Origin of the sequence: Pararhodobacter sp. SW119, assembly GCF_017811755.1 — a bacterium.
Taxonomy (GTDB): domain Bacteria; phylum Pseudomonadota; class Alphaproteobacteria; order Rhodobacterales; family Rhodobacteraceae; genus Pararhodobacter.
On the sequence record NZ_JADDJF010000025.1, the window covers coordinates 1 to 20,078 of the forward strand.

18 protein-coding genes and 1 other annotated feature are annotated in these 20,078 nt (G+C 64.0%); of the genes, 4 read left to right on the forward strand and 14 right to left on the reverse strand.

What is annotated here, in order from left to right; translation table 11 throughout:
* Positions 1–203: 203 nt before the first annotated feature.
* From IM708_RS13730 to IM708_RS13765, 8 genes are all read right to left on the reverse strand, one after another.
* Positions 204–545: a hypothetical protein gene (locus tag IM708_RS13730; RefSeq protein ID WP_209427145.1), complete on the reverse strand. Its 342-nt coding sequence runs from the start codon at positions 543–545 to the stop codon at positions 204–206.
* 3 nt (positions 546–548) lie between these two features.
* Positions 549–1,040 carry a thermonuclease family protein gene (locus IM708_RS13735; protein WP_209427146.1) on the reverse strand — a complete coding sequence of 164 codons (492 nt, stop codon included), beginning with the start codon at positions 1,038–1,040 and terminating at the stop codon, positions 549–551.
* Between the two features lie 293 nt (positions 1,041–1,333).
* The gene (locus tag IM708_RS13740) at positions 1,334–2,614 is read right to left on the reverse strand and encodes a hypothetical protein (protein WP_209427147.1); all 1,281 of its coding nucleotides are present in this window, start codon (positions 2,612–2,614) and stop codon (positions 1,334–1,336) included.
* A gap of 301 nt (positions 2,615–2,915) precedes the next feature.
* Entirely contained in the window at positions 2,916–4,082 is a 1,167-nt protein-coding gene (locus IM708_RS13745) for an OmpA family protein (protein WP_209427148.1), read from the reverse strand.
* Positions 4,083–4,085: 3 nt separating this feature from the next.
* Entirely contained in the window at positions 4,086–5,354 is a 1,269-nt protein-coding gene (locus IM708_RS13750; RefSeq protein ID WP_209427149.1) for a hypothetical protein, read from the reverse strand.
* A gap of 11 nt (positions 5,355–5,365) precedes the next feature.
* On the reverse strand, positions 5,366–6,640 hold the full coding sequence (locus IM708_RS13755) for an OmpA family protein (protein ID WP_209427150.1): 1,275 nt from the start codon (positions 6,638–6,640) through the stop codon (positions 5,366–5,368).
* Positions 6,641–8,140: a YIP1 family protein gene (locus IM708_RS13760; protein WP_209427151.1), complete on the reverse strand. Its 1,500-nt coding sequence runs from the start codon at positions 8,138–8,140 to the stop codon at positions 6,641–6,643. It abuts the gene before it with no gap.
* Positions 8,141–8,174: 34 nt separating this feature from the next.
* Entirely contained in the window at positions 8,175–9,011 is an 837-nt protein-coding gene (locus IM708_RS13765) for a DUF4339 domain-containing protein (protein ID WP_209427152.1), read from the reverse strand.
* A gap of 449 nt (positions 9,012–9,460) precedes the next feature.
* Between IM708_RS13765 and IM708_RS13770 the strand changes: the two genes are divergently transcribed.
* Entirely contained in the window at positions 9,461–9,943 is a 483-nt protein-coding gene (locus tag IM708_RS13770; RefSeq protein ID WP_209427153.1) for a hypothetical protein, read from the forward strand.
* Positions 9,944–10,294: 351 nt separating this feature from the next.
* Here IM708_RS13770 and IM708_RS13775 read toward each other — a convergent pair whose 3' ends face one another.
* The 6 genes from IM708_RS13775 to IM708_RS13795 form a co-directional block, all read right to left on the reverse strand.
* Positions 10,295–11,281, reverse strand: a complete 987-nt coding sequence (locus IM708_RS13775; RefSeq protein ID WP_209427154.1) for a serine hydrolase — start codon at positions 11,279–11,281, stop codon at positions 10,295–10,297.
* Positions 11,282–12,546: 1,265 nt separating this feature from the next.
* Positions 12,547–13,761: an aminoacetone oxidase family FAD-binding enzyme gene (locus IM708_RS13780; RefSeq protein WP_348524976.1), complete on the reverse strand. Its 1,215-nt coding sequence runs from the start codon at positions 13,759–13,761 to the stop codon at positions 12,547–12,549.
* Positions 12,660–12,717: a sequence feature (sul1 is cis-regulatory element that is thought to sense ions involved in sulfur or methionine metabolism; They are found in Alphaproteobacteria), on the forward strand. It overlaps the preceding gene by 58 nt.
* 306 nt (positions 13,762–14,067) lie before the next feature.
* Positions 14,068–14,361, reverse strand: a complete 294-nt coding sequence (locus IM708_RS21315) for a DMT family transporter (protein WP_348524977.1) — start codon at positions 14,359–14,361, stop codon at positions 14,068–14,070.
* A gap of 9 nt (positions 14,362–14,370) precedes the next feature.
* Positions 14,371–15,078, reverse strand: coding sequence for a DMT family transporter (locus IM708_RS13785; protein WP_348524978.1), 708 nt, complete (start codon positions 15,076–15,078; stop codon positions 14,371–14,373).
* Positions 15,079–15,320: 242 nt separating this feature from the next.
* Entirely contained in the window at positions 15,321–16,334 is a 1,014-nt protein-coding gene (rsgA, locus tag IM708_RS13790) for a ribosome small subunit-dependent GTPase A (RefSeq protein ID WP_209427156.1), read from the reverse strand.
* Positions 16,335–16,350: 16 nt separating this feature from the next.
* Complete coding sequence (locus tag IM708_RS13795; RefSeq protein ID WP_209427157.1) at positions 16,351–16,869, reverse strand: hypothetical protein; 519 nt, start codon at positions 16,867–16,869, stop codon at positions 16,351–16,353.
* Positions 16,870–17,196: 327 nt separating this feature from the next.
* Between IM708_RS13795 and IM708_RS13800 the strand changes: the two genes are divergently transcribed.
* From IM708_RS13800 to IM708_RS13810, 3 genes are all read left to right on the forward strand, one after another.
* Positions 17,197–17,598: a YccF domain-containing protein gene (locus IM708_RS13800; protein WP_209427158.1), complete on the forward strand. Its 402-nt coding sequence runs from the start codon at positions 17,197–17,199 to the stop codon at positions 17,596–17,598.
* Positions 17,599–18,087: 489 nt separating this feature from the next.
* A complete protein-coding gene (locus IM708_RS13805) occupies positions 18,088–18,534 on the forward strand; it encodes a tripartite tricarboxylate transporter TctB family protein (RefSeq protein WP_209427159.1) in 447 nt (148 codons plus the stop codon).
* 9 nt (positions 18,535–18,543) lie between these two features.
* A complete protein-coding gene (locus IM708_RS13810) occupies positions 18,544–20,076 on the forward strand; it encodes a tripartite tricarboxylate transporter permease (protein WP_209427160.1) in 1,533 nt (510 codons plus the stop codon).
* The last annotated feature ends 2 nt before the right edge of the window (positions 20,077–20,078 follow it).

Sequence of the window (20,078 nt, forward strand, 5' to 3'; positions counted from 1 at the left end):
TTCGGATACCGCGCGAAGATTGGGCTGCGATCGATTTCGACGCCCTTGACCAGGTAAAACCCGACCAGGCGCTTGGACGGTTCGATCTGCGCTGGAAGCCCGCCCGGAACGCGGAACTGGGTGAAATAGCGCCGCATTGACGGTGACGCATCCGGCCCAGAGTCGGAGCGCCGCGGGACTGCCGGGCCGGCTCTCCGCCAAATTCAGAGGCGGCCCAGATCGAGAACGATCGAGACGGGCCAATGATCGGACGGGAAGTCCGCTTCCGGCCCGGAGAATGTCGTTCTGGCGAAAGAGCCGGGCGCCTTGGCCGCGAGGGTGTCGTCGTTGAGGATCAGGAAATCGCTGAACTCCGTGAACCGCTCGAAGCATTGCGGCCGGATACCGGCGCCGGCGGTGTGCAGATCGTCGTACCGCTTGCGCAGTTTCTCAGCGACCGGACGAAGGCCTCGGGTTGCGCTGTTGCCGCCCACGGAGATGTCACTGACAGCACGATCAACGTGATCTGCGGCATGCCCTTCGGACGCGCTTGTCATCGCGCTCAACTCTCATCGGCGACAGTAGCCGGGCAGCGCATAGATTCGGCTCAGGTCGTCGCCAGCCGCCCGCGCTTCATGCTCTGCCGCGGCGTAGCGCCCCCCGGAAAAGGCCGGGCAGTCCCGGGCATGGCCTGCGCGCACTTGCATCTCTCCGATATCTTTGCCGTCGAGCATGCAAATCGCTACAGGGCGCCGGCTTCGGCCTGCGGTCGTACCGTCGAGATGGCAGGTTACCTCGCGATCATTCACCAGCCCAGCCAGGTTCTGGGCGGCCTCGGGGCCGCCGGGCTCGCGGTTGCCACGGTAATCTTCGGGCGCTGCAATACCGCGCAGCCGTATCTGAACGCTGCCGAAGCGGATGTCATCGCCATCATGGGCTACAGCGACCCCAGTCATGGTAGCTGCAACTTGGTAGCCGGCATCGAGGCCGAAGACCGGCGCAGACGCCATCATCGTCGCTGCAAGTGCTGCCGCTGCGATAGGCCCCTTCAGTCGCTTCATTCTGCACATCCTCACCACTATCAGCATCGTGGTGCAGGGCAATCGTGACCAGAATTGGGCGGGTTCAGGGCTCTGCTTAGTCAGTTTGTCGGGGCAAAGGAGGGAGTTCGGCATGCTTTGCCGTTCGGTTGCAGGGTCGGGCAAAAAAAGGAATTTCAGTGTTCAGCAGAGTTGGCGTCAACATCGTTGATTGGCGAGAAACGGGAGATGGTTAAGCAAAGATTGGGTTGGGGCAATCGCGGGCTCGGGTTCGCGCAGGTGATGCATCTCCGGCTTGGCCGCAGGTCTGGGGTTCAGCGGAACAGCGTTCCGGGCGTGTCGAAGGACTCGGCGCGTCGTTGGATCAGTTCGGCCTTAACGATCCGCTCCAAGTCGGTGGCGAAGCCGCTCATGGCGCTTTCACCGCCGAAGGACGCGGTCATGGCATTCTTGCGCGGGCCTGGGCCGCCGGCCAGCGCGCGCGCCATGACGACGCTTCCGACATAGGTGTTGAATTCCTGCTCCAGCCAGCGGCAGACGATCGCGGTCTCCTTGGCCTGTATGTAATCGTTGGCGACGTCGATATTGGCCGACGTCCGACCGGACCATTTCGGGGATGGTGGATAGAGACCTTCGACCGCCGCGCTGCCCGGGCGAGCCATTTTTTTCTCGAGCTTCTTGTCGAGCTTGCCGCGTCTGGTCGCCTGTTTGGTAACCCAGCTTCCGGGCGCGGTGTCTATGGCGGTGTTACTCTCGCCACTCCAGGCCGGATCGTCCAGGCGCGAGGGGTGGACGAAGGCGCGCTGGAAGGTGAAATGCTTGCCGTGCGCATGGCTGGTCATCGCCTGGTACTCGGCGCCGATCAGGTCGAGCATCATCAGGCCCATGATCCAGGCCCGCGCGTTGCGGATCGGCTCGGCGACGAACATCACCGCCGAGAGCAAGGGCAGGGCCGAGACCGTGTCCGCGGCGGCTGCGGGTTGCGGGCCGGAGAGTCTTGTCGGCTTGCTGCGCTTCGATTCATCCTTGTTCATGTCGACCGTCCAGCGCGTGCCCTGCGACTGGAGGCCGCCGCCGGTCATAGGAGCTGTGCCCTTGAGCACGCTGCGCAGAGATGCCGCGATGCGCTGCGACCAGACCACGCCCTCCATGCCGGAGACAGTGTTTCCCTCGTGGATGAACTTGCCGAACTCCCGGTAGCTGGCGCCGTCGTCCCTGTTCCATATAGTTCCGGCTTGGGGATCGGTGCCCGAATAACCCACATCGCACATGTAACAGCCATCAGCGAAGCCGCCTGCGCTCCCGCTCTTGATCTTCCGGATCTGGCGCCCCGCGATCAAGAAATAGACATCCTGGTTACGTTTGTTTGCCGCGGCCTTCCATGCGCCGGCATAGCTGCCATGCCCACCGAGAACGAAGGGGTCGTCCTGACTACCGGCACCTGGCGGCGCGCCTGCGCCCGCCAGCACCGCGCGCGCCGCGGCGTCTACCCAGGCGAGAAGCGTCGATCCGGGGACGTAGAGAGCATGCCGCTGCCGACGACCGGTCTGCCAATCGGCGAGGTAGTCCACGTCAATGGCGAGATGATCGAACATCCGGCTCACTCCTCTGTTCGTCCTGGTGGGAAGAGGTTAGGGGGACAAGGCTACAGCCATCTGAGCTACCGAAAAATCTCTTCGCGAGCAGCCAGAATCAATCGCCGAACCCCGGCAACGAAATACCGCTCGTTTTCGGTAGCCATGGCGACAACCTTTCTGTTTCGGAAAAAATATACCCAAGTCGCGCCACCGGTCAAAGCTGATTGTCGCCCTGCCATATGCGGTTCGGCTTGCGCTCCAGTTGGGTGAAACCGTTAAGGACAATCGCGACCACTTTCGAGTGCGATGCACTTGGCGGTCAGTTCGATACCGCCGATCCGATGTCGACGAAGATGTCCTCCGTGGCCGCGCTCGCGCTGAACACCACGCGCCGCGAGCGGTTGGAATCTTCCTGACCCGAGGCATCCATTATGGGGCGCGAGGAGGAATAGCCGACCGCGGTGGCGCGTTCGCGCGCCCAGCGACCGGTATCGGTGGCGCCGATATTCTCCAGGCACAGCCGCAGGACTGCCGCGGCGCGTTGCTGACTGAGGTTCAGGTTGTTGAAATAGGCGACCTCGGGGGACACGCCGATCCAGTCGCTCGAGGCATGCCCCTCGATCCGGACCTCCCGCACCTCGAAGCCGAGTTCCTGCATCGCTTCGAACCACGGCAGACAGGCCTGCGCGAGGAAATTGCGCAGGGCAGGCGTGGGTGTCGCCGAGCCTTGCGTGAACAGGATGTCGTCGGGGAATGTGATGACGCCGCGATCATCGATCTGTCCGCCGAGCCCCGCGACAAGTTCCCCGATGGCGGCGCGCGTGGCGTCGGAGAGAATTTGCTGCCGGGCGATGCGCTGGCCGAGCCGCTCCCGGATATCCTCGCGCAACGCCTCGAGTCCGGCCATGTCGTGGGGATCGAGGCGTGCGGCCAGCGCCAGTGCGCGCCGGATATCCGCCGGCGTCGATCCGTCCTCGAGAATGGCGACGATGTCGGCGATGCTTTGTTCGTCGGGGGCAAGAGCCACGAATTCGAGAAGCTGGGCGCGCTCCTCGGCCCGCCAGACCGTTGTCGCCTCGACAAGCCGACGCAGGTCGGCTTCCTCCATCATCTCGAGCCGCCGGGCAATCTCCCGCACATCCTCGGGGTGGTCCAGCTCGTACTCATCAAGGACGCGGGCAAGTCGTAACCGGCCTTCGTCGGCCATCTCCAGGAGCGTCGCGCGTGCCTCGGGCGAAAGCCGACTGATTTCTCTCAGGTCTTCCATCCTCGCGAGCTCGCGCTCGAGCGCCTTGTTCTCCGCCAGCGCCGAGTGCAGATCGCGCTCCATGGCCTGTCGGTCCGTGTCGGTCTCATGTCGCCAGAGCGCCAGCAGCATCAGCAGAGCGAAGGCGATCAGCATGAAGGCTTCCGCAACGGTCAAGCCCATGATGGCGCCACGGCGATAATTGCGGTCGGTGTCGATCCGGGAGGGAAGGCGCGGCATGGCTTAACCCCGATCGGTTCCGGTGCGTGGCGCAGGCGTGCCAAGATGAAATGCCGACGACTCGGCCCTGCGGGACATGGCGGCGCTCTCGCCTTCGTGGTCGGACGCGGGTGTCTCGTCCGCGACACTGGCGCTTCCATTGAGCGTGTCGCAGTTGTCCAAGATGCGCGCCCTCGCCTCCATCTGTCTGCTCACGGCCTCAATGCGTTCAGCCGCCTGTTCCAGGGCGACGACAGGCCGCTCGAGGGCCGGGCCGAGCTTGCGCAGCGAAAGGATCACCTCCGCCTGCCGGGCCGCCGCTTCGACATCGGCGACGGCACGCGAGACGCCGCCGGAAATGCTATCCGCGGCGGTCTCGACAGCTTCCGAGGCCTTCGTGGCGTTGCGCGAGACTTTCTGGAGGAGAGCGTTCCAAGCCATCAGGGTGTCGTGACCCTCGCGTGCCCCAGCCACCGCGGCGGCAAGGCGGGTACCCTGGGCCGCGGCCTCTTCCTCCTGGAGCCGGGCTGTTGCCTCGGTCACGCCCCGCAGGTGATCGAGACTCTCCGATACCTCGGTACGAAGCTCGTAGAGCACCTCGTCGATGCTCGACTTCAGGTCGCGGGTGATGATCGCCGAGGAGGCGGCCATGAGATCCGTCAGCGCCTTTCGGTACTCCTCGGTCGTGCGGGACATGAGATCCCGATGTTCCTGGTGAAAGGTCTCGTTGGCTTCGTGGATACGGGTGTTGGTCTCCGCGGCCAATTGGACTGCCTCGGACGAGAACGCCTTCATCTGCGCCACGCTTTCCGCAAGGCGGGTTCGGAATTCGCGACTGGCGTCATTGAGTTCCAGCCGGGCGTGGCGGTCACGCGCGACGACATCGGTACGTAGCTGCATCATGAAGACCCGCAGGAACACGCCGATGATGGTCGAGGAGAGCGCTACGCCGAAACCCGCGATGACGTCTCGCAGGATGCCGACTTCCGTGCCAGTGCCGGTGAGCTGGTAGAGTGTCGCGCCGAGCGAGATCAGCGTGAAGATGAACCCGAGGTAGTAGCTGTTGTCGCCGATCACCTCCGGCTCGAGGGCGAGGCTCCGGTTGGCCCAGGTGGCAAGGGCGTAGAGCAGCAGGACGCCGCCCGAGTAGAGCGCCGCCCACCAAGGCTCGATATCGAGTTGCTTCAGCCCGATGATGCCCGCTGCGCCGGCGAGAAAGGCGACCGCCAGAAAGACCTTGTCGAGACTGTCCCGGACCCGGGTTCCGTGTATCTGCTGTGGGCGTGACGTCATCAGGTTACCTCTTACAAATCGCCGATGGTCCGGAGCCGCATCCCCTTGATGCCCTGGTAGTCCAGGTAGCGGGCCCAGAAGTCGTCGACCGCGCCGGGGTCGCGGATCGCCGGCTCGTCGCGGGGTAGGCGCAGGATCTCGACTGCGACTTCGTTGAGATTTTGGCCCAGGCGCGCAAAGTCGCGCGAGGCTCGGAAGTCCGCCCATTCCTGCCCCCGGTAGAAACTGACCACGTCGCTGTTCTGAAGCATGTCGGAGACGATGACGATGCGGCGGTCACGCCCGTCGCCGCCGCGCGGCGCCTGCTGCACGAGAAGCGGGGTTTCCGCGACCAGCGCCTGGAGCGATTCCATGATCGGGGCGCGGCTTGCCATGATCAGTTCCACCCGCCGGTTCTGCCGGCGGCCGGCATCGCTGTCGTTGCTGGCGACCGGCTCGAGATAGGCGCGTCCGAGCGTGCGGATACGGCCCCGGTCGGCGCCCTCCCTGACGAGGATTTCTGCCACGGCGTTCGCGCGCGCTTCCGAGAGCGCCTGGTTGAGCTCGAGGCTACCCACGTTGTCCGAATGCCCGACGATCTGCACCGTGGTTTCGGGATGCTCGGCAAGGCTTCGGGCGATGGTGGCGAGATACCGGTCGGGACCCGCACGCAGCTGCGCGCTGCCGGAATCGAAGGTGATTTGCTCGGGCAGGGTGATGACGAGCTCGGTGCCGGTATTGACGACGGAGGCACCGGTATCAGCAAGGCTCGCCTCGATCTCGCGCTGCTGTCGCATGCGCGCCGATTCCGCGCCCTGTCCCAGTCCGAGAAGCCCAGAAAGCTCGCGTTCGACCGGGTTGGCGAAAAGCTCATCAAAGCGCTGCCCGACCATGGCCGGGTTGCCGGTGACCGTGCTCGTCTCTGCCGCGGAGACCGGCTTGCAGCGAGCGAGCCGCGCGCCCCGCTCCGCCTCCCGGTCACTCACCATGCCGAGCGAGATCATCGTTCCGGTCGGCGCCGCGGCGATGGTCTCGCCGAGTTCGTGGCGCAGGCGCGCCTCCTGGGCGCGGCTCAGCGGCCCCGAGGCGTCGATCAGGATCGCAACCGCGCCGACCGGCCCGTCATCGGGGCAAAGCGTCGCCGCGTCGGTTCCGGGACGCTGATTGATCGACCACGCGGCCCAGCCCATCACGCCGAATCCGGCAACGCTCGCCGCGATCAGGCCGCCCCATAAAAGCGAGCGGCTGATGCCCCCTTTGCGTCCGGCGCGACCCGTCGCGCGGCGCTTGGCCTTGCGCCGCGCCATCTACTTCTTCTCCTCCTTGCCGGAGATCACTGCAAGCCGGGCCGGGCGCTCACCACCCTCCGTCTCCGCAGAAGCCGACCGGGAGTCGCGGGCACGGGCCGCCTCGCGCGCGCGCCGCGCCTCGGCTGTATCCTGCGCCAGGTCCTCCAGTTCATCCACCTTGAGAAGCGCACGGATGGCGCGGTCGTATTCCGCCCCGATCGCGGCGATCGCTTCGTCGATGATCTTGCCGATCGCGACCCGTTCCCTCTCGGCCTCGTCGAGGCGTCCAGCGCTGAACTCGGGCTCGACATACTCGCCAAAACGGTAAGCGGTGTTGAAATGCGCCGGCGCCGGCTCCTCGCGCGCGTCGCGATTGGCCTCCCGATAGGCCGTGAGCAGGACATTGACCTTGAGGTCACACTGATCGAGGAAGGCGCGCAGGTGCGCCTTAAGCGCGCTGTGCCCATGGGCGGCGTCGATCGCTTCGCGCAGGTTCGTGTTGACCGTTTCGCGACCCTCGTTGAGCGCGTCGATCGCCGCGTCTCGCTTCTCCGTCAGGGCCTCGATCGTGGCTTCGAGCTCGTCGTTGTAGCCCGCCCGCGCGTCGCTGACCGTCACCTCGACATGGGCATAGCCGGGGTAGGGGTCGAAGGAGTGGTAGGCCTTGTAGGCGGTGAAGATTGAGACGACGAGGCCGATGAGGGCGAGCAGCCAGGACATCGCGCTCTCGACACCATGCGGCATCGCGAGAAACGCGGCGAAGGCGTCCCGCGCGGCCAGCTCGAGCGAAGCGGCGTCGGTGAGCGCATCGCGCAGATGCCCGACCACCAGGTTGAAGGTCGCCGCGAAGGTCACAAAGACGAGGAGTGTGGCGAGCCCGCGAAGCTTGCCGAGGAAGGACGCGTGGTTCAGCCAGCGGATCTGTCCGCCCAGGAAGGCCGAGAAGCCGATATTCGCAAGCGCGATGATCGTCGCGAGGAGCGCGCCGCCAAGATAACCCATCTCCGACGACTGACCGAGAAGCGAGGAATTCAGCAAGGCCTCAGCCAGGGCGAAGAACAAGATGAGTGCGATCAGCGGAAACAGGGCAGGGGAGTCGGAGGGGCGCACCAGCTTGTTTTGCTCGCGGAACGCCAGCAGGTGTGCATAGGCATCGGTCACCCGTCGCGCGGGATCGACGAGCCGGGAATGCGCCATGTGCGCCGTTGCGAGAAAATCGCCCCGCGCCTTGTCGGAGCCGGTCGTGACCTCGCGCCGCGCCTCTTCGCCACGCGCAAGCCGCTCGCTGTAGATGCGCTTGTTCTGCTCGTAGTTCTCGAGCCCCGCCCGGCGCAACTTCTCGATCGCCGCCACCGCGGCGATCTCGCCGCTGTCGAGGCTCGAGGCGTCGGCGGGCGGCTGGTTCTCGCGTCCGCGCGCGCGGCCTTTCTCGACAAGCTGCAACTCGCTGCCCAGACGTTCCGTATCGATATCGGGGAAAACGGCCGCGCCGGGCGTGACGGCATCGGCGCGAAACATCTTTCGGATGGCTTCGGTGTTGATCATGCTCTGCTCATTCGTTCCGTGCTGCCTGGCGGTAGGAATTCTTGCGGATCTTCTGTCTCTCGTCTGCGATGATGTCGGCGCGCCGGGACGCATGGATTGCGGCCCAAACATGGATGACCCAGCCCAATGACGCAGCCCAAAACACAATTGCGGCGAGGCCGAAGGCAATTCCCTTCAGGAACTCGCCGTTCAGAAACTGACCGAACCCTGGCAGAAACAGGGAGGCAATCCCCGAACTTACCGGATGCGGGTCGGAATCTTCATCACGATGCCGCCAATGCGCATCGGTGGGCGGGTCATGCCGCAAGGCATTGATCTTTCTTGTGGCTGCGGGGACAACAGTTGCAGGGATGGCGGCGAGAGCCGATGGCGACGATGCGCCTTCATTTGGTGGCCTTGCTTGCGCAATAGGGCCTGGCCCGCCGCGATGCGGAATTTCCTTGTCTTGGGGTTTCGGATCGATGCCCTGCGACGATTCCGGTGAGCCGCTCGCGGTCCCGGATACTTCCGCCACCACCGATTTTGACCTGTCGCGGTGCGCTGGCTTTCCGGTGCCGGGTGAAGGATCTATGTCCTCCGCTGCCCCTGTCGGTCTGGGTTGCACGACCAGGCGCGGTGGCGCGACCCGCTCGGGCGCGGGGGAGCCCGAAGGGTGAGGTCGCCCTTCGGTGCCTGAAAAGAGCGGCTTGAGGACGACGTCCTCCGATGCGCGCTTCCATTCCGGCGATCCACGACGGGTGGTCTGCGATGTTTTCTCGAGCCGCGCCTCACGAGCGAGCGCGCGCATCTCGTGGAGCGTGAAGGGGCCGCTTACATCACCTTGGGTGTAGATGAACCACTGCATGAATGACAGCGCGCAGGCGACGTCTGTCGAGGCGTCGGCCGTGCTGTTCCCAGCCTTCCCCTGCAAATCAAGGTGAGTCACTACGTCCACTCGTCAAATTGTCGCTTGGGATTTTACGGCCCCACGGAACCGTGCGATGGTTCGTAGCTTGTTCATTAACAGGCTCGCACGCTCCGGATAAGTCCCTATCAAGGGCGAAGGGCCTGTTGGGTTAATTCCAGCCGGGTCTTGCTGCGCCGGCTCCGGAGGCGAGCGAATGCACGAGCTTCGCCGAAGTTCTGGCAGGCCTCAGCACCGCCACGATACACCGCCCTTTCAAATCCCCTGAACCATTTCCCGTCTTAGCGCTGGCGATGAACGACGGCACCGCAAACGCTGACCCCACGCGATTCACTTCGGCGGTTTCGTTGTGATATAGTGAACGCACTGCTTTCAGTGCGAGGGGAACCATGGTGGACACCTTTGTCGACGAGAGAGAGACCCGCGCCCGTCAATCCGAGCCTTGGGTGCGAGACGCCAACTTCGCGCGCATGGTTAAGTTCGGGGCATACAATCTCATGCGGGTGCAGGCATACGAAGCAGCCGGCTCACTCGTAACGGGCTACATCACGGTCCTTCCCGCAATCGCCGGCAAAACGCCTGCCGAGATGGAGCGCATCCTCGGGCTTCGGGTCAACCAGCTGAACCCGACCGCCTACGTCTACAGGCTCCTTGCCGTGCCTGATCGAAATGGGTTCGACGTTCGCGGCTACACGACGCTCGTCGACGGTAAAAGGCTACGGGAAGGGCTGAAACAGGACAGTCAAGGCTACCGGCCCGGCCACGGTGCGCTCCAGATCCAACTTACGAATCCGGTGAAGGCCGTGCTCGTTACCTGCCTCGGCCGGCACGAGACCTTCGAGCCGAGTATGCACCCGAAATATCTGCTCTGATCGGGCTACCTCGCCCGCCAATGCGTTGGATTACCGCCCTTTGGCGGCCGCGACGCGGCGCTCTCCGGTATCAGCAGCTACTCCTATCGCTTCGTCAACTTGCATGCACGCCCAATTAGTACCGACGCCAGGACCGTGGCCTTCCGCTGGAAGGCCTACCGTATCAAGGCCTGAGACCGGCAAAGGGTCATGCGGCTCGCCAACGGCGATTCTATCCACCAGAACGACTGGAGATCGAGCGGATAGGCCTCGATCGCCGGGTCGCCCAGGATCGGTTTCCAAGGTAGCGATCCTGCTCGAGCCAAGCCGCTCCTATGCGAGCGTGCAGGCGGTTTTTCGGTGATTGCCTCCCTATCCCAGTGCCAGAACTGGCCCGTCGAGAAGCCGCATCAGGTCACCGAAGTGCCCCTGCGATCGTGCCGGAAGCACCGGGTCGGAGGTGATGGCCACCGCCAGCGACCGGTCGCGATGCGTCGCGATCACCTGCCCCCCATAGCCCCGCGCGATGGTCCAGCCTGAGGAACTCAGGAACCAGCCCAGCCCGTAGCTCAGCCCCGAAAACGGCGATCGCGTCGCCGGGTTCTGCGAGGCCCGCACCCAATCCCGGTTCACGACTTGCCGACCGTTATGCACGCCATTGTCGCGGATCAGCAGCGCCAGGCGCAGCATCCCCTGCGGCGTCAGCGCCATCTCGTTGCCGCCAAAGAAATAGCCTTGTGGATCGCGCGTCCAGGGCGGGATCTCGATCCGCAGGCCTTGGCCCAGCCGGCTACGGGCCAGCGACAGCAAGCTTTCCCCCGTTGCCACGCTCAGCGCCGCGCCCAGAACATGCGTCGTGCCGGTCGAATAGATCATCCGTCCGCCCGCCGGCGCGACGCGTGGCTGGCGCAGCGCATAGGCGACCCAGTTGCGCGATGCGACCCAAGCGCCATAGTTGCGCCCAGACGTGCTCTCTAAACCGGCGCGCAGCGTCACCAGGTCGCGCATTGTCAGGTCTGCGGCACCCTCGGTCGCGTCGGCGGGCACAAGCGCCGGGGCGATATCACCAAGGCGGGTCGACAGATCCGCGATCTCGCCGCGTTCGATCGCGGTGCCCAGCATCAGCGACAAGACGCTCTTCGAGACCGATTTGATATTGGCCAGCTGCGCCAACCCGGGGCCGCGCGGGGCTTCGGCCACCAGCAAATCGTCGCCGCGCTGCACCATGATCGCGTGCAACTGCGACAGGCCGGTCGCAGCCGTCCGCACCTCGCCGACGCTGCCCGCCCGCGCCGGCCGGATGGCGGGCGCGGCGAGCAGGGTGCAAAGACCAAGGGCGACATCGCGACGGGTGGGCATCGGGAAAACCTGTGCTTGGAAAGAATGCCGCATCTTGCCCGGATCTTGCGCCGGGGAAATGCCCTGCGCGCCGTTCCCCCGCTCACGGCCGGTCACATCCCGGAGAGACGAATGCTGGGGAAGGTCGTGCTCGTCGCCAGCGAAAGGGTAGGTATCGGGTAGCGGGCGCGGGTCGAGGTCGAATTTCCAGACCGTGCGCGACCGCGCGACCGGGCGGGACGGAAAGACCCGGTCATGTCGCGGAAGTTCTCGACCCGGTAACCGAAGGAAACTCACGGCAGGCATCTATCGCCCGTGTCCTACAACTCGGAATGGCTCCCTTCTTAGGGCCGGCAGAGTTGCTTCAAATTAAGAAAAGTTCGGCGCGAACTGCGCACGTCTTCTTCCAAAAGGTGACGAGATGGCCGGCGCATTACACGGAAAATTCATTCCCCCAACCCAAACCTCGAACGGCCTTAAATTGGCTCGTCTGAGCAAAACCGGGCAATGAAACCGAGGTTCGTGAGGATAAGCTAATGAAAAAGATCATGCGGGTTGTAGGCGCTATGGCTGCTGCATCCCTCGCTGCGTGCGCACCTATAGCGGCCACGGAATTCAACGGCGACAGCGTCAAGGTCCAGTCAGCTTCGCAAGTCGTTGATAACGAAGTTATCCGTGAAGCGACCCGAATCTGCGGTTCGGCAGGTCGTCGTGCCGAGTATGCATCCACAACCCAGGCTTATGCTCCGCAGTACATGTCGGGCGCGTGGAATCACCTATTTCTCTGCCTACGGTCCTGAACCAAGACACGACATTGCGCCAAGGCTGCCAAGGCACCGCATGAATGGCATTGGCAGCGGAGTCGCGTAGGGTTCCAGAGGCATTTTTCGAGCTCGCATATCGAACGGCAGCCGAGGCGTTCCCCGATCGCGGACCCGGCCGGGCGAGCGACCTTTCTCAGCATCGCAACTGAAGGCTGGCCTCCCCGTCGGGTGTGATCGTCGTGAAGGGATCGTCGTGGTCGGCCTATTGTGTTGAAATAGTCGATGAACGCTTCTCCCTGCTCATGAAGTGAGAATGCTGTTCTTCGCAAAGTTCGAGATGCCCACTCAACCAAAGAGTCTTCGCGCCGAGGCAGGATAGCTTCCCGCGATTTTCGCTTCACCGAGTGCCTCTTCGAGTTTTTCAACAGAATAGGCCCGGAACTGGCGTTGGTCGTGGCAGACGAAGCGGAGGACCGAAGGCAGCACTTTTTCTGCCGATCAGAATTTTCGCGACGCTGCTACTCAGGTGGCACGTTGCTGTGGACTCCTTATTCTACTTGGGTTTCCTCTGGTCGGTGGTTGACTGGCACTTCCCTTGGCTTTCTGCGCCGCAGCGTGTAATCGGCTCAGACCCACCTGGACCCGGGCGCAACACCCGGGTGGCTCTTCCGGCCGCCGATCCGCCGGACAATTGTGCGACATGTGATTTCCGATCCGCCGGCTCCAATTCCGGCGCGCGGGAATGGGACTGCAATGATTTCTCTTGATGCCTACCGCCGGCAGTGGACCGGCAACATGCGCGGTGATCTGGTCGCGGGGCTGGTTGGTCGCGCTTGCGCTGATCCCCGAGGCCACCACGCTGCGTGCCAGCGCCTGCGGCAGGTCCAGGACATTGACCAGATCGCGCCCACCCAAGCCTGTTGCCCTTCCCGCCTCAGCCTCGGCGGCGAGGTCGCGCCCGGGGGACAAGTCGACACGGATCGCGCGGTCTGGGGTCCAGTAGCTGGAAATCTGGAGGATCGACGGGCCGGAAAGCCCGCGATGGGTGAAGAGCAATCCCTCTTGAAACGCGACATCCGCCCCCTTGGCTCCCACCCGCGCCTGGACCGAAAGCCCAGCCAGCGGGCGGATCGCCTCGAGCTGCGCATCGGTGAATACCAGTGGCACCAGCGCCGGACGGGTCGGCACGATCCTCAGGCCGAACGCCTCGGCGACTCGATAGCCAAAATCGCTGGCCCCCATCTTCGGGATCGATTTGCCGCCAGTGGCCAAGACAACCGCGCGCGCAGCGATCTCGCCCGCGTCGTTCTCAATCCGGAACACGCCATCGGCCCCGCGTCTCACCGCGCGTGGGCGGACGCCCAGTCTGAGTTCACCCCCGGCGGCATGCAGATCCCTGAGCCGCATGTCGACGATCTGCCGCGCCGACCCGTCGCAGAAAAATTGGCCCAAGGTCTTCTCGTGCCAGCCGATGCCGGCACGCGTGACCCGGTCGATGAAGTCCTGCTCGGTGTATCGGCCGAGTGCCGAGTGAGCGAAACGCGGATTTTGGGAAAGGAAGCGGTCCGGCGTGATCTGAAGGTTGGTGAAATTGCATCGTCCCCCGCCCGAGATCCGAATCTTTTCGCCTGCCGCACTGGCATGATCCAATACCAGAACCCGCCGGCCCCGGCGCGCGGCCTCGATGGCGCACATCAAGCCTGCCGCCCCCGCGCCCAATACGATCGCGTCCCACATCATCCCGCCACTAAATTGCCCGAGACCTGATAGTCTCCGCACGCTTGCGGCGCCAGATCATCTCCAAGATCAGCGCCGATCCAGAGTTCGACGATATCGATCACGAGAGTGTCGCCACCTCCCGCGTCATCGCTCGGGCAGTTGCCGGAGACGGCGCGTCGTAAAGCGCGTTTGTCTTACTTGAGTCTCAATGCTTCATTTCGATCCGGCGTCAGAAGCAGGACCGGTCAGGTCGGGTCGATAGCGGTCAATGCTGTTGCTTGCATGCACTGGTGCGGCGAGCGCGGCTGAGTCTGGCGGGGCCGGTCACGCCGTCCGTCTCCGTCGAGCGATCACGGCCCTCGCTAACGTTGTCAGCCGGCCATCGATGGCCCCAAGACCCGCTCCGATCAGTGCCATGCCGGCGACGTGCCGCGGAAGCAGCACTTCGCCCAGGATCAGCGTGCCGAGCAGGATGGCGCTGACCGGGATCAGGAAGGTCACCAGGAGCAGGTTGGTCGCGCCCGCAGTGGCGAGGATACGGAAATAGAGCACATAAGCCAGCGCGGTCGAGATCGCAGCCACCCCGATCAGCGCGCCAATCGCACTCAGGCTCGGCACCGGGAGGGTTCACGGCTGGTCCAGCACCATCACCAGCGGCAGGAGGATCAGGCTCGAAGCGATGACCTGGCCGGTCGCCGTGCCCAACGGAGTGATACCCATCGTGCGAAACCTGCGCCCGTAGATCCCGGCCGTCGCATAGGAGACCGCACCGGCGAGGCAGACGAACTGGGCTGCGACGTGAACGCCGAGATCGCGGAGGGCGTCGCTTCCGATCATCACCACGACGCCAGCGAAGCCAATAAGCACGCCGGCGAACTTGCCACGCGTCATGCGCTCGTCGCTCGTGAGGACATGGGCAAAAACGACGGTGAAGAGCGGGGTGGACGCGTTCAGGATCGCGGCCAGACCCGACGCGATTTGCTGCTGCCCCCAGACGATCAGCGAAAACGGAATGGCGTTGTTCAATAGGCCCATCCCGAAAAAGGCCAACCAGACTGCCCGGTCGCGGGGCATCCGCTCGCCACGCAACCGCAGGATCGTCAGCAGGATCAGCGCGGCGAGCGCCACGCGAGACACGACCACGGTGAAGACCGGCAGTTCCCGGACGGCGACGGCGTTGAAGAAGAACGAACCGCCCCAGACGACAGCAAGGGCGAGCAGCAGGCCCCATTCGAGCGGGGTCATGGATCGTTTGGCCCGAAGCAATTCCATCGTTTCCCTCCCTATGACCCTGCCGGGCAGGATCTCGAGTTCATGATGGCGCTTGGCGGCCACGTCGCGCGACCCGCTTGTTGCGCATTGAGTGACAACGGCTGCGGAATGCAGGAATGGCGGGTCTCGGGCGACATTCCATGGCAATTGAATGGCGGCAATGGGACGAACACGTTGATGATTATGCCAAGGCAACGGCATTCCATTTGTCGCGGCCAGAGGGCCGTGTCACGGCCCAGCGCGCGGTCTCTCGACATGAACTCGTCAGCGGCTGACGACGGCGAACGAAAGCGCTGACGACCCTTTCACCGCCGTCCCCGACGCGTGCCCTGGGCCTTGTTGCGACGGGGACCGGACTGAACCGGGGTGTTGGCACGGTTCTCGTCGCGAAGCTTGCGCCAGCGGTCCAGGCGCACAGCCGACAGCGCGCCCGCCGCGACGGCTGCCTGAACGGCGCAACCCGGTTCGTGCGCATGGGTGCAATCGCTGAAGCGGCATTTCGGGGCCAGCTCGGTGATCTCGGCGAAGAGGACGTCCAGACCGGCCCCGACATCGCTGACATGCAGCGTTCGCATCCCCGGTGTGTCGATCAGGCAAGCTCCACCCGCGATGGTGTGAAGCGAACGAGAGGTGGTCGTATGGCGGCCCTTGGCGTCGCCCTCGCGGATGCTTCTGGTCAGCTGCATTTCAGCGGGTGCCTTGTCGGCCAGGTTGTTCACGAGCGTCGACTTGCCGACACCGGATGAGCCCACGATGGCGACGGTTTGGCCCGGCCCGCACCAAGGCGACAACCTGTCGACGGCCTCGGGAGCCTTTGCGTTCAGTAGGACAACGCCCAGGTCGCGCTGCAACGCCTTGGCTTGGACAAGATAGGACCCTGCGTCGTCCGCCTGGTCGATCTTGGTCAGCACGATCACCGCGTCGATCCCGGCCTCGTTCGCAAGTGCCAGATAGCGTTCCAGCCGCGCCAGATTGAAATCCTCGTTGCACGAGGTGACGATGAACAGCGAATCGACATTCGCCGCGATCAATTGCCGGTGGCCGCCTTCGGTCCGGCGTCGCAAAAGCGTGCGTCGTTCCAGCCTGCGCAGGACAGACTCGGCACCGGGCTCGATCAGCACCCAGTCCCCGACCGCGAAGTCCATCGTGCTTGCATGCGCCGGAGGATCAAGTCTGATCTGCCCGGTTCCCGTTTCCGCCATCAGGCGGGACCGATGGACGGCTGCAATGCGCACCGCAACAAGGCCCGCGTCGTCGGGGTCCAGTTGCGCGGCAAAGAACCGGGACCAACCAAGGCCGTGCAGCTTAGGGGAGGTCATTGTCTTCGCGCACGCTTCATACTGCCTGCATGACGGCGGTATCTGACAGGTGCAAGCGTTTCTCGACGCGCCGACCTTCGCCGTCGCGCCACGCGGAGGCGCCAGGCCGGGGCCTGCGAGGTGATCCCGGCCGAGGGCCGCCTCGCGACCGCCCATGATGTGGACCGACGTCGCGGCTAACATCGGCTCCCTCGCGATGGCCCAGTCTATTCTCCTCAAGAACCCGGGTAAGTCGAAGGCGCCCTTCTTCGGCCATCTCGAGCAGCATCGCGCGCACCTCGGGCGAAAGACGACTGATCCCTCTCAGGTTTTCCATCCTCGCAAGCTCACGCTCGAGCGCCTTGTTCTCCGCCAGTGCCGAGTGCAGATCGCGCTCCGTGACCTGGCTGTCGGTGTCCGTTTCGTAGCGCCAGAGCGCCAGCAACATCGGCAACGCGAAGGCGATCGCCATAAAGGCTTCGGCGACGGTCAGGCCCATGATGGCGTCGCGTCGATAGTTGCGGTCGGTATCGGCCCAGGAGGGAAGGCGCGGCATGGCTTATCCCCGATCGGTACCAGTGCGGGGTACAGCCGTACCCAGAGGCAGCGCCCGCGCAGATGATTTCTGTGCTGAGAGGGTTCAGATCTGTTGAGGCGATTTCTCTTGGGCTCATCGTGTGGCCCGCGCAGCCACAGCGATCAGGGGGCGGCCTGGCTGACGCGGCTGTGCGCCCGCCTTGAGACTGAGGAGCGCGCGCTGCCGCCGCGCGGCGCGCTGAGCGCTCGAGCGGCGGGGACCTGTGGCGACAGGAATTGGACGCATAACTGGCCGGTGCCGTCGCGCCCGGGGGAACCGGATCGCGACTGCGGGGGTTCGCTTGACATGCTTTCACTCATTCTCAACATCCTCTGGCTGGTCCTCGGCGGGATCTGGATGGCGCTGGGCTGGCTGCTGGCCGCTGTCATCATGGCGATCTCGATCATTGGCTTGCCTTGGGCGCGCTCGGCACTGAACACCGCAGCCTACACGCTCATGCCCTTCGGCAGCCGCGCCGAAAGCCGCGACGTCGCGTTCGGCCGCTCGGACCTCGGCACCGGCCCCCTCGGTTTCATTGGCAACATCATCTGGCTCGTGCTCGCCGGCTGGTGGCTGGCGCTGGGACACCTGGTCAGCGCCGTCGCGATGGCCTTGACGATCATCGGCATCCCCTTCGCCTGGGCGCATCTGAAGCTTGCCGGCTTCGCACTCTGGCCGGTGGGACGCACCGTGGTGCCGCGCCGATAGCACCGGCGCCGCGCGTCCCGCCCGTGCACGCCGGACGGCATCGGCATTCCCGACCATCGTCGCTGCCGGAACGAAATGAGGGCGCATTCTTGCCGGAAGTGCTGCTGCCCGGGCGCGGAAACCACTTGAGACGGGGCTGTCGCGAGGAAATAGTTCGCTCCGTCAGGCGCGTAGTGATGCTCCCAAAGGCACTTGAACCGCTGGCCCTCCGGGCACCGTTTCGTGCGCTCAGAGAGCGGCGAGCTACGCCGCGCTCGCGACGCAGTCCGGAATCGCAACTTGGAAACATCCCCGGACAAATCTCTCCCCCAACACGGTTTGAGGAGATCCTCATTATTATTGTATGACTTGAATATTGACATATCCGTCTTGTCGGGTACTTTCGAACGATCTGCTGCTGGCGTGCCGACGCCGGAGGAGGAGGCGGCATCCCGGTGACGCGGATCGCAGGAGCCGGCAGCGAGATGTTGAGAGGGGCGGCAACGAGCGATGTACAAGACCGATCTCGCTTTTGGCATTGGGCTCTTCGCCTTCGGCGCACTGATGGCGTTCGTTCTGATCCCCTTCACCACCTATCAAGGAGTGACCTTCGGGCTGCCCCCGACGTTTTTTCCGACGCTGCTGTCGGTTTGTCTGATGATTTTCTCGCTCTGTCTGATTGTACAGTCAATCTATCGCATGCGTGTTAGGCGGCCGCGACCGTCGCCGATCAGCCGACTGAACCTAATGGTCTTTGCCATTGCAGTCGCGATTATCGTCGCCGGTGTCGTGTTGATCCACTACGCCGGCCTCTTCGTCGGCGCGCCGCTGCTGATCGCGGCGTTGATGTTGTTGCTTGCGGAACGAAGCGCCTTGGTCATCCTGCTCACCTCGACGATTCCAGTCGTAAGCATCTACCTATTGGCCCGGCATGTGCTCATCATGCCGCTGCCGTGACGCGTCGCGATGCTTGAGAATTTCGCCATAGCCGCCTCCGAGACATTCACGCTGCTGGTGTTCTTCTATGTGACGCTGGGCGTGCTTCTGGGCTATTTCGTGGGCGCCCTGCCGGGAATGAACCGAACCACCGCTATCGCGGTCGCACTGCCGTTCACCTTTGCGATGTCGCCGGCGATGGCGCTTTCGTTCCTCATCGGAATCAACAAGGGGGGCGCTGCCGGCTCGGCTGTCTCGGCAATCCTCATCAACGTGCCGGGCGAGCCATCTTCGGTCGTCACGACCTATGACGGATATCCAATGACCCTTAGCGGGCGCGCTCGCAAGGCGCTGAACATCGCGCTGTTCGCGTCGGTCGTCGGCGATGTCATCGCGACACTGATCCTGATCGCGCTTGCCCAGCCGCTTGCCCGTTTCGCCGTCACTCTGGGTCCGATCGAACTTGCGTCGATCCTGATTTTCTCCATCACTTTCATCGCCGCCGTCTCCGGCGATTCATTCTTCAAGGCGCTGATTGCCGGAACGCTCGGGTTGTTGCTCTCGGCTCCGGGAATCGATGTGGAAACCGGGCTGCCTCGGCTCACCTTCGGCATCGTGAACTTGTATGATGGCATCCCGCTGCTTGCGGTTGCGATAGGCACCCTGGCGCTTTCCGAGATCCTGGTGCAGATCGATAACGGCTGGCGCGGAGATTATACGACGCCCCAGCAGGAGCCTGGGTCCGAGGACCCAGACGCCAACCGAATGGACCGGAACGAGGCCCGACGCGTCGGCAAAGCGACATTCAGTGGAGCGATCATCGGCACACTCGTGGGGTTGCTGCCGGGGCTGGGGGCGACACTCGCTTCATTCCTCTCCTACACTTGGACGCGGCAGCGTTCGGCCGACCCCCGTGCGTTTGGCAAGGGCGCGCCGGAAGGCGTGGCCGCCTCGGAGGCCGCCGACAACGCCACGGTCCCGGCGTCTTTAATCCCTGTTTTTGCGATCGGTGTTCCGGGTAGCCTGTCGACGGCACTGCTGATGGGCGCGTTCCTGATGCACGGCCTGACGCCCGGGCCTTTTCTTTTTCGCGAGAATGCAGATGTCGTCTACGGCATCTATATCGGGATGCTGATGGCCTCGCTGGGACTGATCATCGTCGGCATGTTTGGCCAATACATCCTTCGCATGGTCATCCGCACGAGGCAAACGGTCATCTACCCAATCATCGTCTTTCTTTGCGTCATCGGCGCCTACATGGAAAGCGGCACGATGTTTGGCGTCTATCTGATGATCGGCTTTGGCTTCGTCGGCTACTTCATGAAAAAGCTCGATTTCTCCTTCGTGACTTTTGTCGTCGGCTATGTGCTGGGGCCAATGGCGGAGCTGACGATCCGGCAATCGCTGATCATCAGCCAGCGCAATCCGGCCGTGCTTCTCGAACACCCGATCGCGTTGATTTTCCTCGTGCTTACCGCATTCTCCATCTGGCGCTTCAGCATCGCTGGCTTACGTCCGGTGGAGATCACGCAGCCTTCCAAGGCTGACCAAGACCGCGACTGAAG

What these genes read in the sequence shown, in the direction of transcription:
- IM708_RS13765 (WP_209427152.1), bottom strand. Translation starts at nt 9,011, where the DNA reads ATGCAGTGGTTCATCTACACCCAAGGTGATGTAAGCGGCCCCTTCACG.
- rsgA (WP_209427156.1), bottom strand. Translation starts at nt 16,334, where the DNA reads ATGACCTCCCCTAAGCTGCACGGCCTTGGTTGGTCCCGGTTCTTTGCC.
- IM708_RS13800 (WP_209427158.1), top strand. Translation starts at nt 17,197, where the DNA reads ATGCTTTCACTCATTCTCAACATCCTCTGGCTGGTCCTCGGCGGGATC.
- IM708_RS13795 (WP_209427157.1), bottom strand. Translation starts at nt 16,869, where the DNA reads ATGCCGCGCCTTCCCTCCTGGGCCGATACCGACCGCAACTATCGACGC.
- IM708_RS13770 (WP_209427153.1), top strand. Translation starts at nt 9,461, where the DNA reads ATGGTGGACACCTTTGTCGACGAGAGAGAGACCCGCGCCCGTCAATCC.
- IM708_RS13740 (WP_209427147.1), bottom strand. Translation starts at nt 2,614, where the DNA reads ATGTTCGATCATCTCGCCATTGACGTGGACTACCTCGCCGATTGGCAG.
- IM708_RS13735 (WP_209427146.1), bottom strand. Translation starts at nt 1,040, where the DNA reads ATGAAGCGACTGAAGGGGCCTATCGCAGCGGCAGCACTTGCAGCGACG.
- IM708_RS13810 (WP_209427160.1), top strand. Translation starts at nt 18,544, where the DNA reads ATGCTTGAGAATTTCGCCATAGCCGCCTCCGAGACATTCACGCTGCTG.
- IM708_RS13780 (WP_348524976.1), bottom strand. Translation starts at nt 13,761, where the DNA reads ATGTGGGACGCGATCGTATTGGGCGCGGGGGCGGCAGGCTTGATGTGC.
- IM708_RS13750 (WP_209427149.1), bottom strand. Translation starts at nt 5,354, where the DNA reads ATGACGTCACGCCCACAGCAGATACACGGAACCCGGGTCCGGGACAGT.
- IM708_RS13760 (WP_209427151.1), bottom strand. Translation starts at nt 8,140, where the DNA reads ATGTTTCGCGCCGATGCCGTCACGCCCGGCGCGGCCGTTTTCCCCGAT.
- IM708_RS13745 (WP_209427148.1), bottom strand. Translation starts at nt 4,082, where the DNA reads ATGCCGCGCCTTCCCTCCCGGATCGACACCGACCGCAATTATCGCCGT.
- IM708_RS13755 (WP_209427150.1), bottom strand. Translation starts at nt 6,640, where the DNA reads ATGGCGCGGCGCAAGGCCAAGCGCCGCGCGACGGGTCGCGCCGGACGC.
- IM708_RS13775 (WP_209427154.1), bottom strand. Translation starts at nt 11,281, where the DNA reads ATGCCCACCCGTCGCGATGTCGCCCTTGGTCTTTGCACCCTGCTCGCC.
- IM708_RS13805 (WP_209427159.1), top strand. Translation starts at nt 18,088, where the DNA reads ATGTACAAGACCGATCTCGCTTTTGGCATTGGGCTCTTCGCCTTCGGC.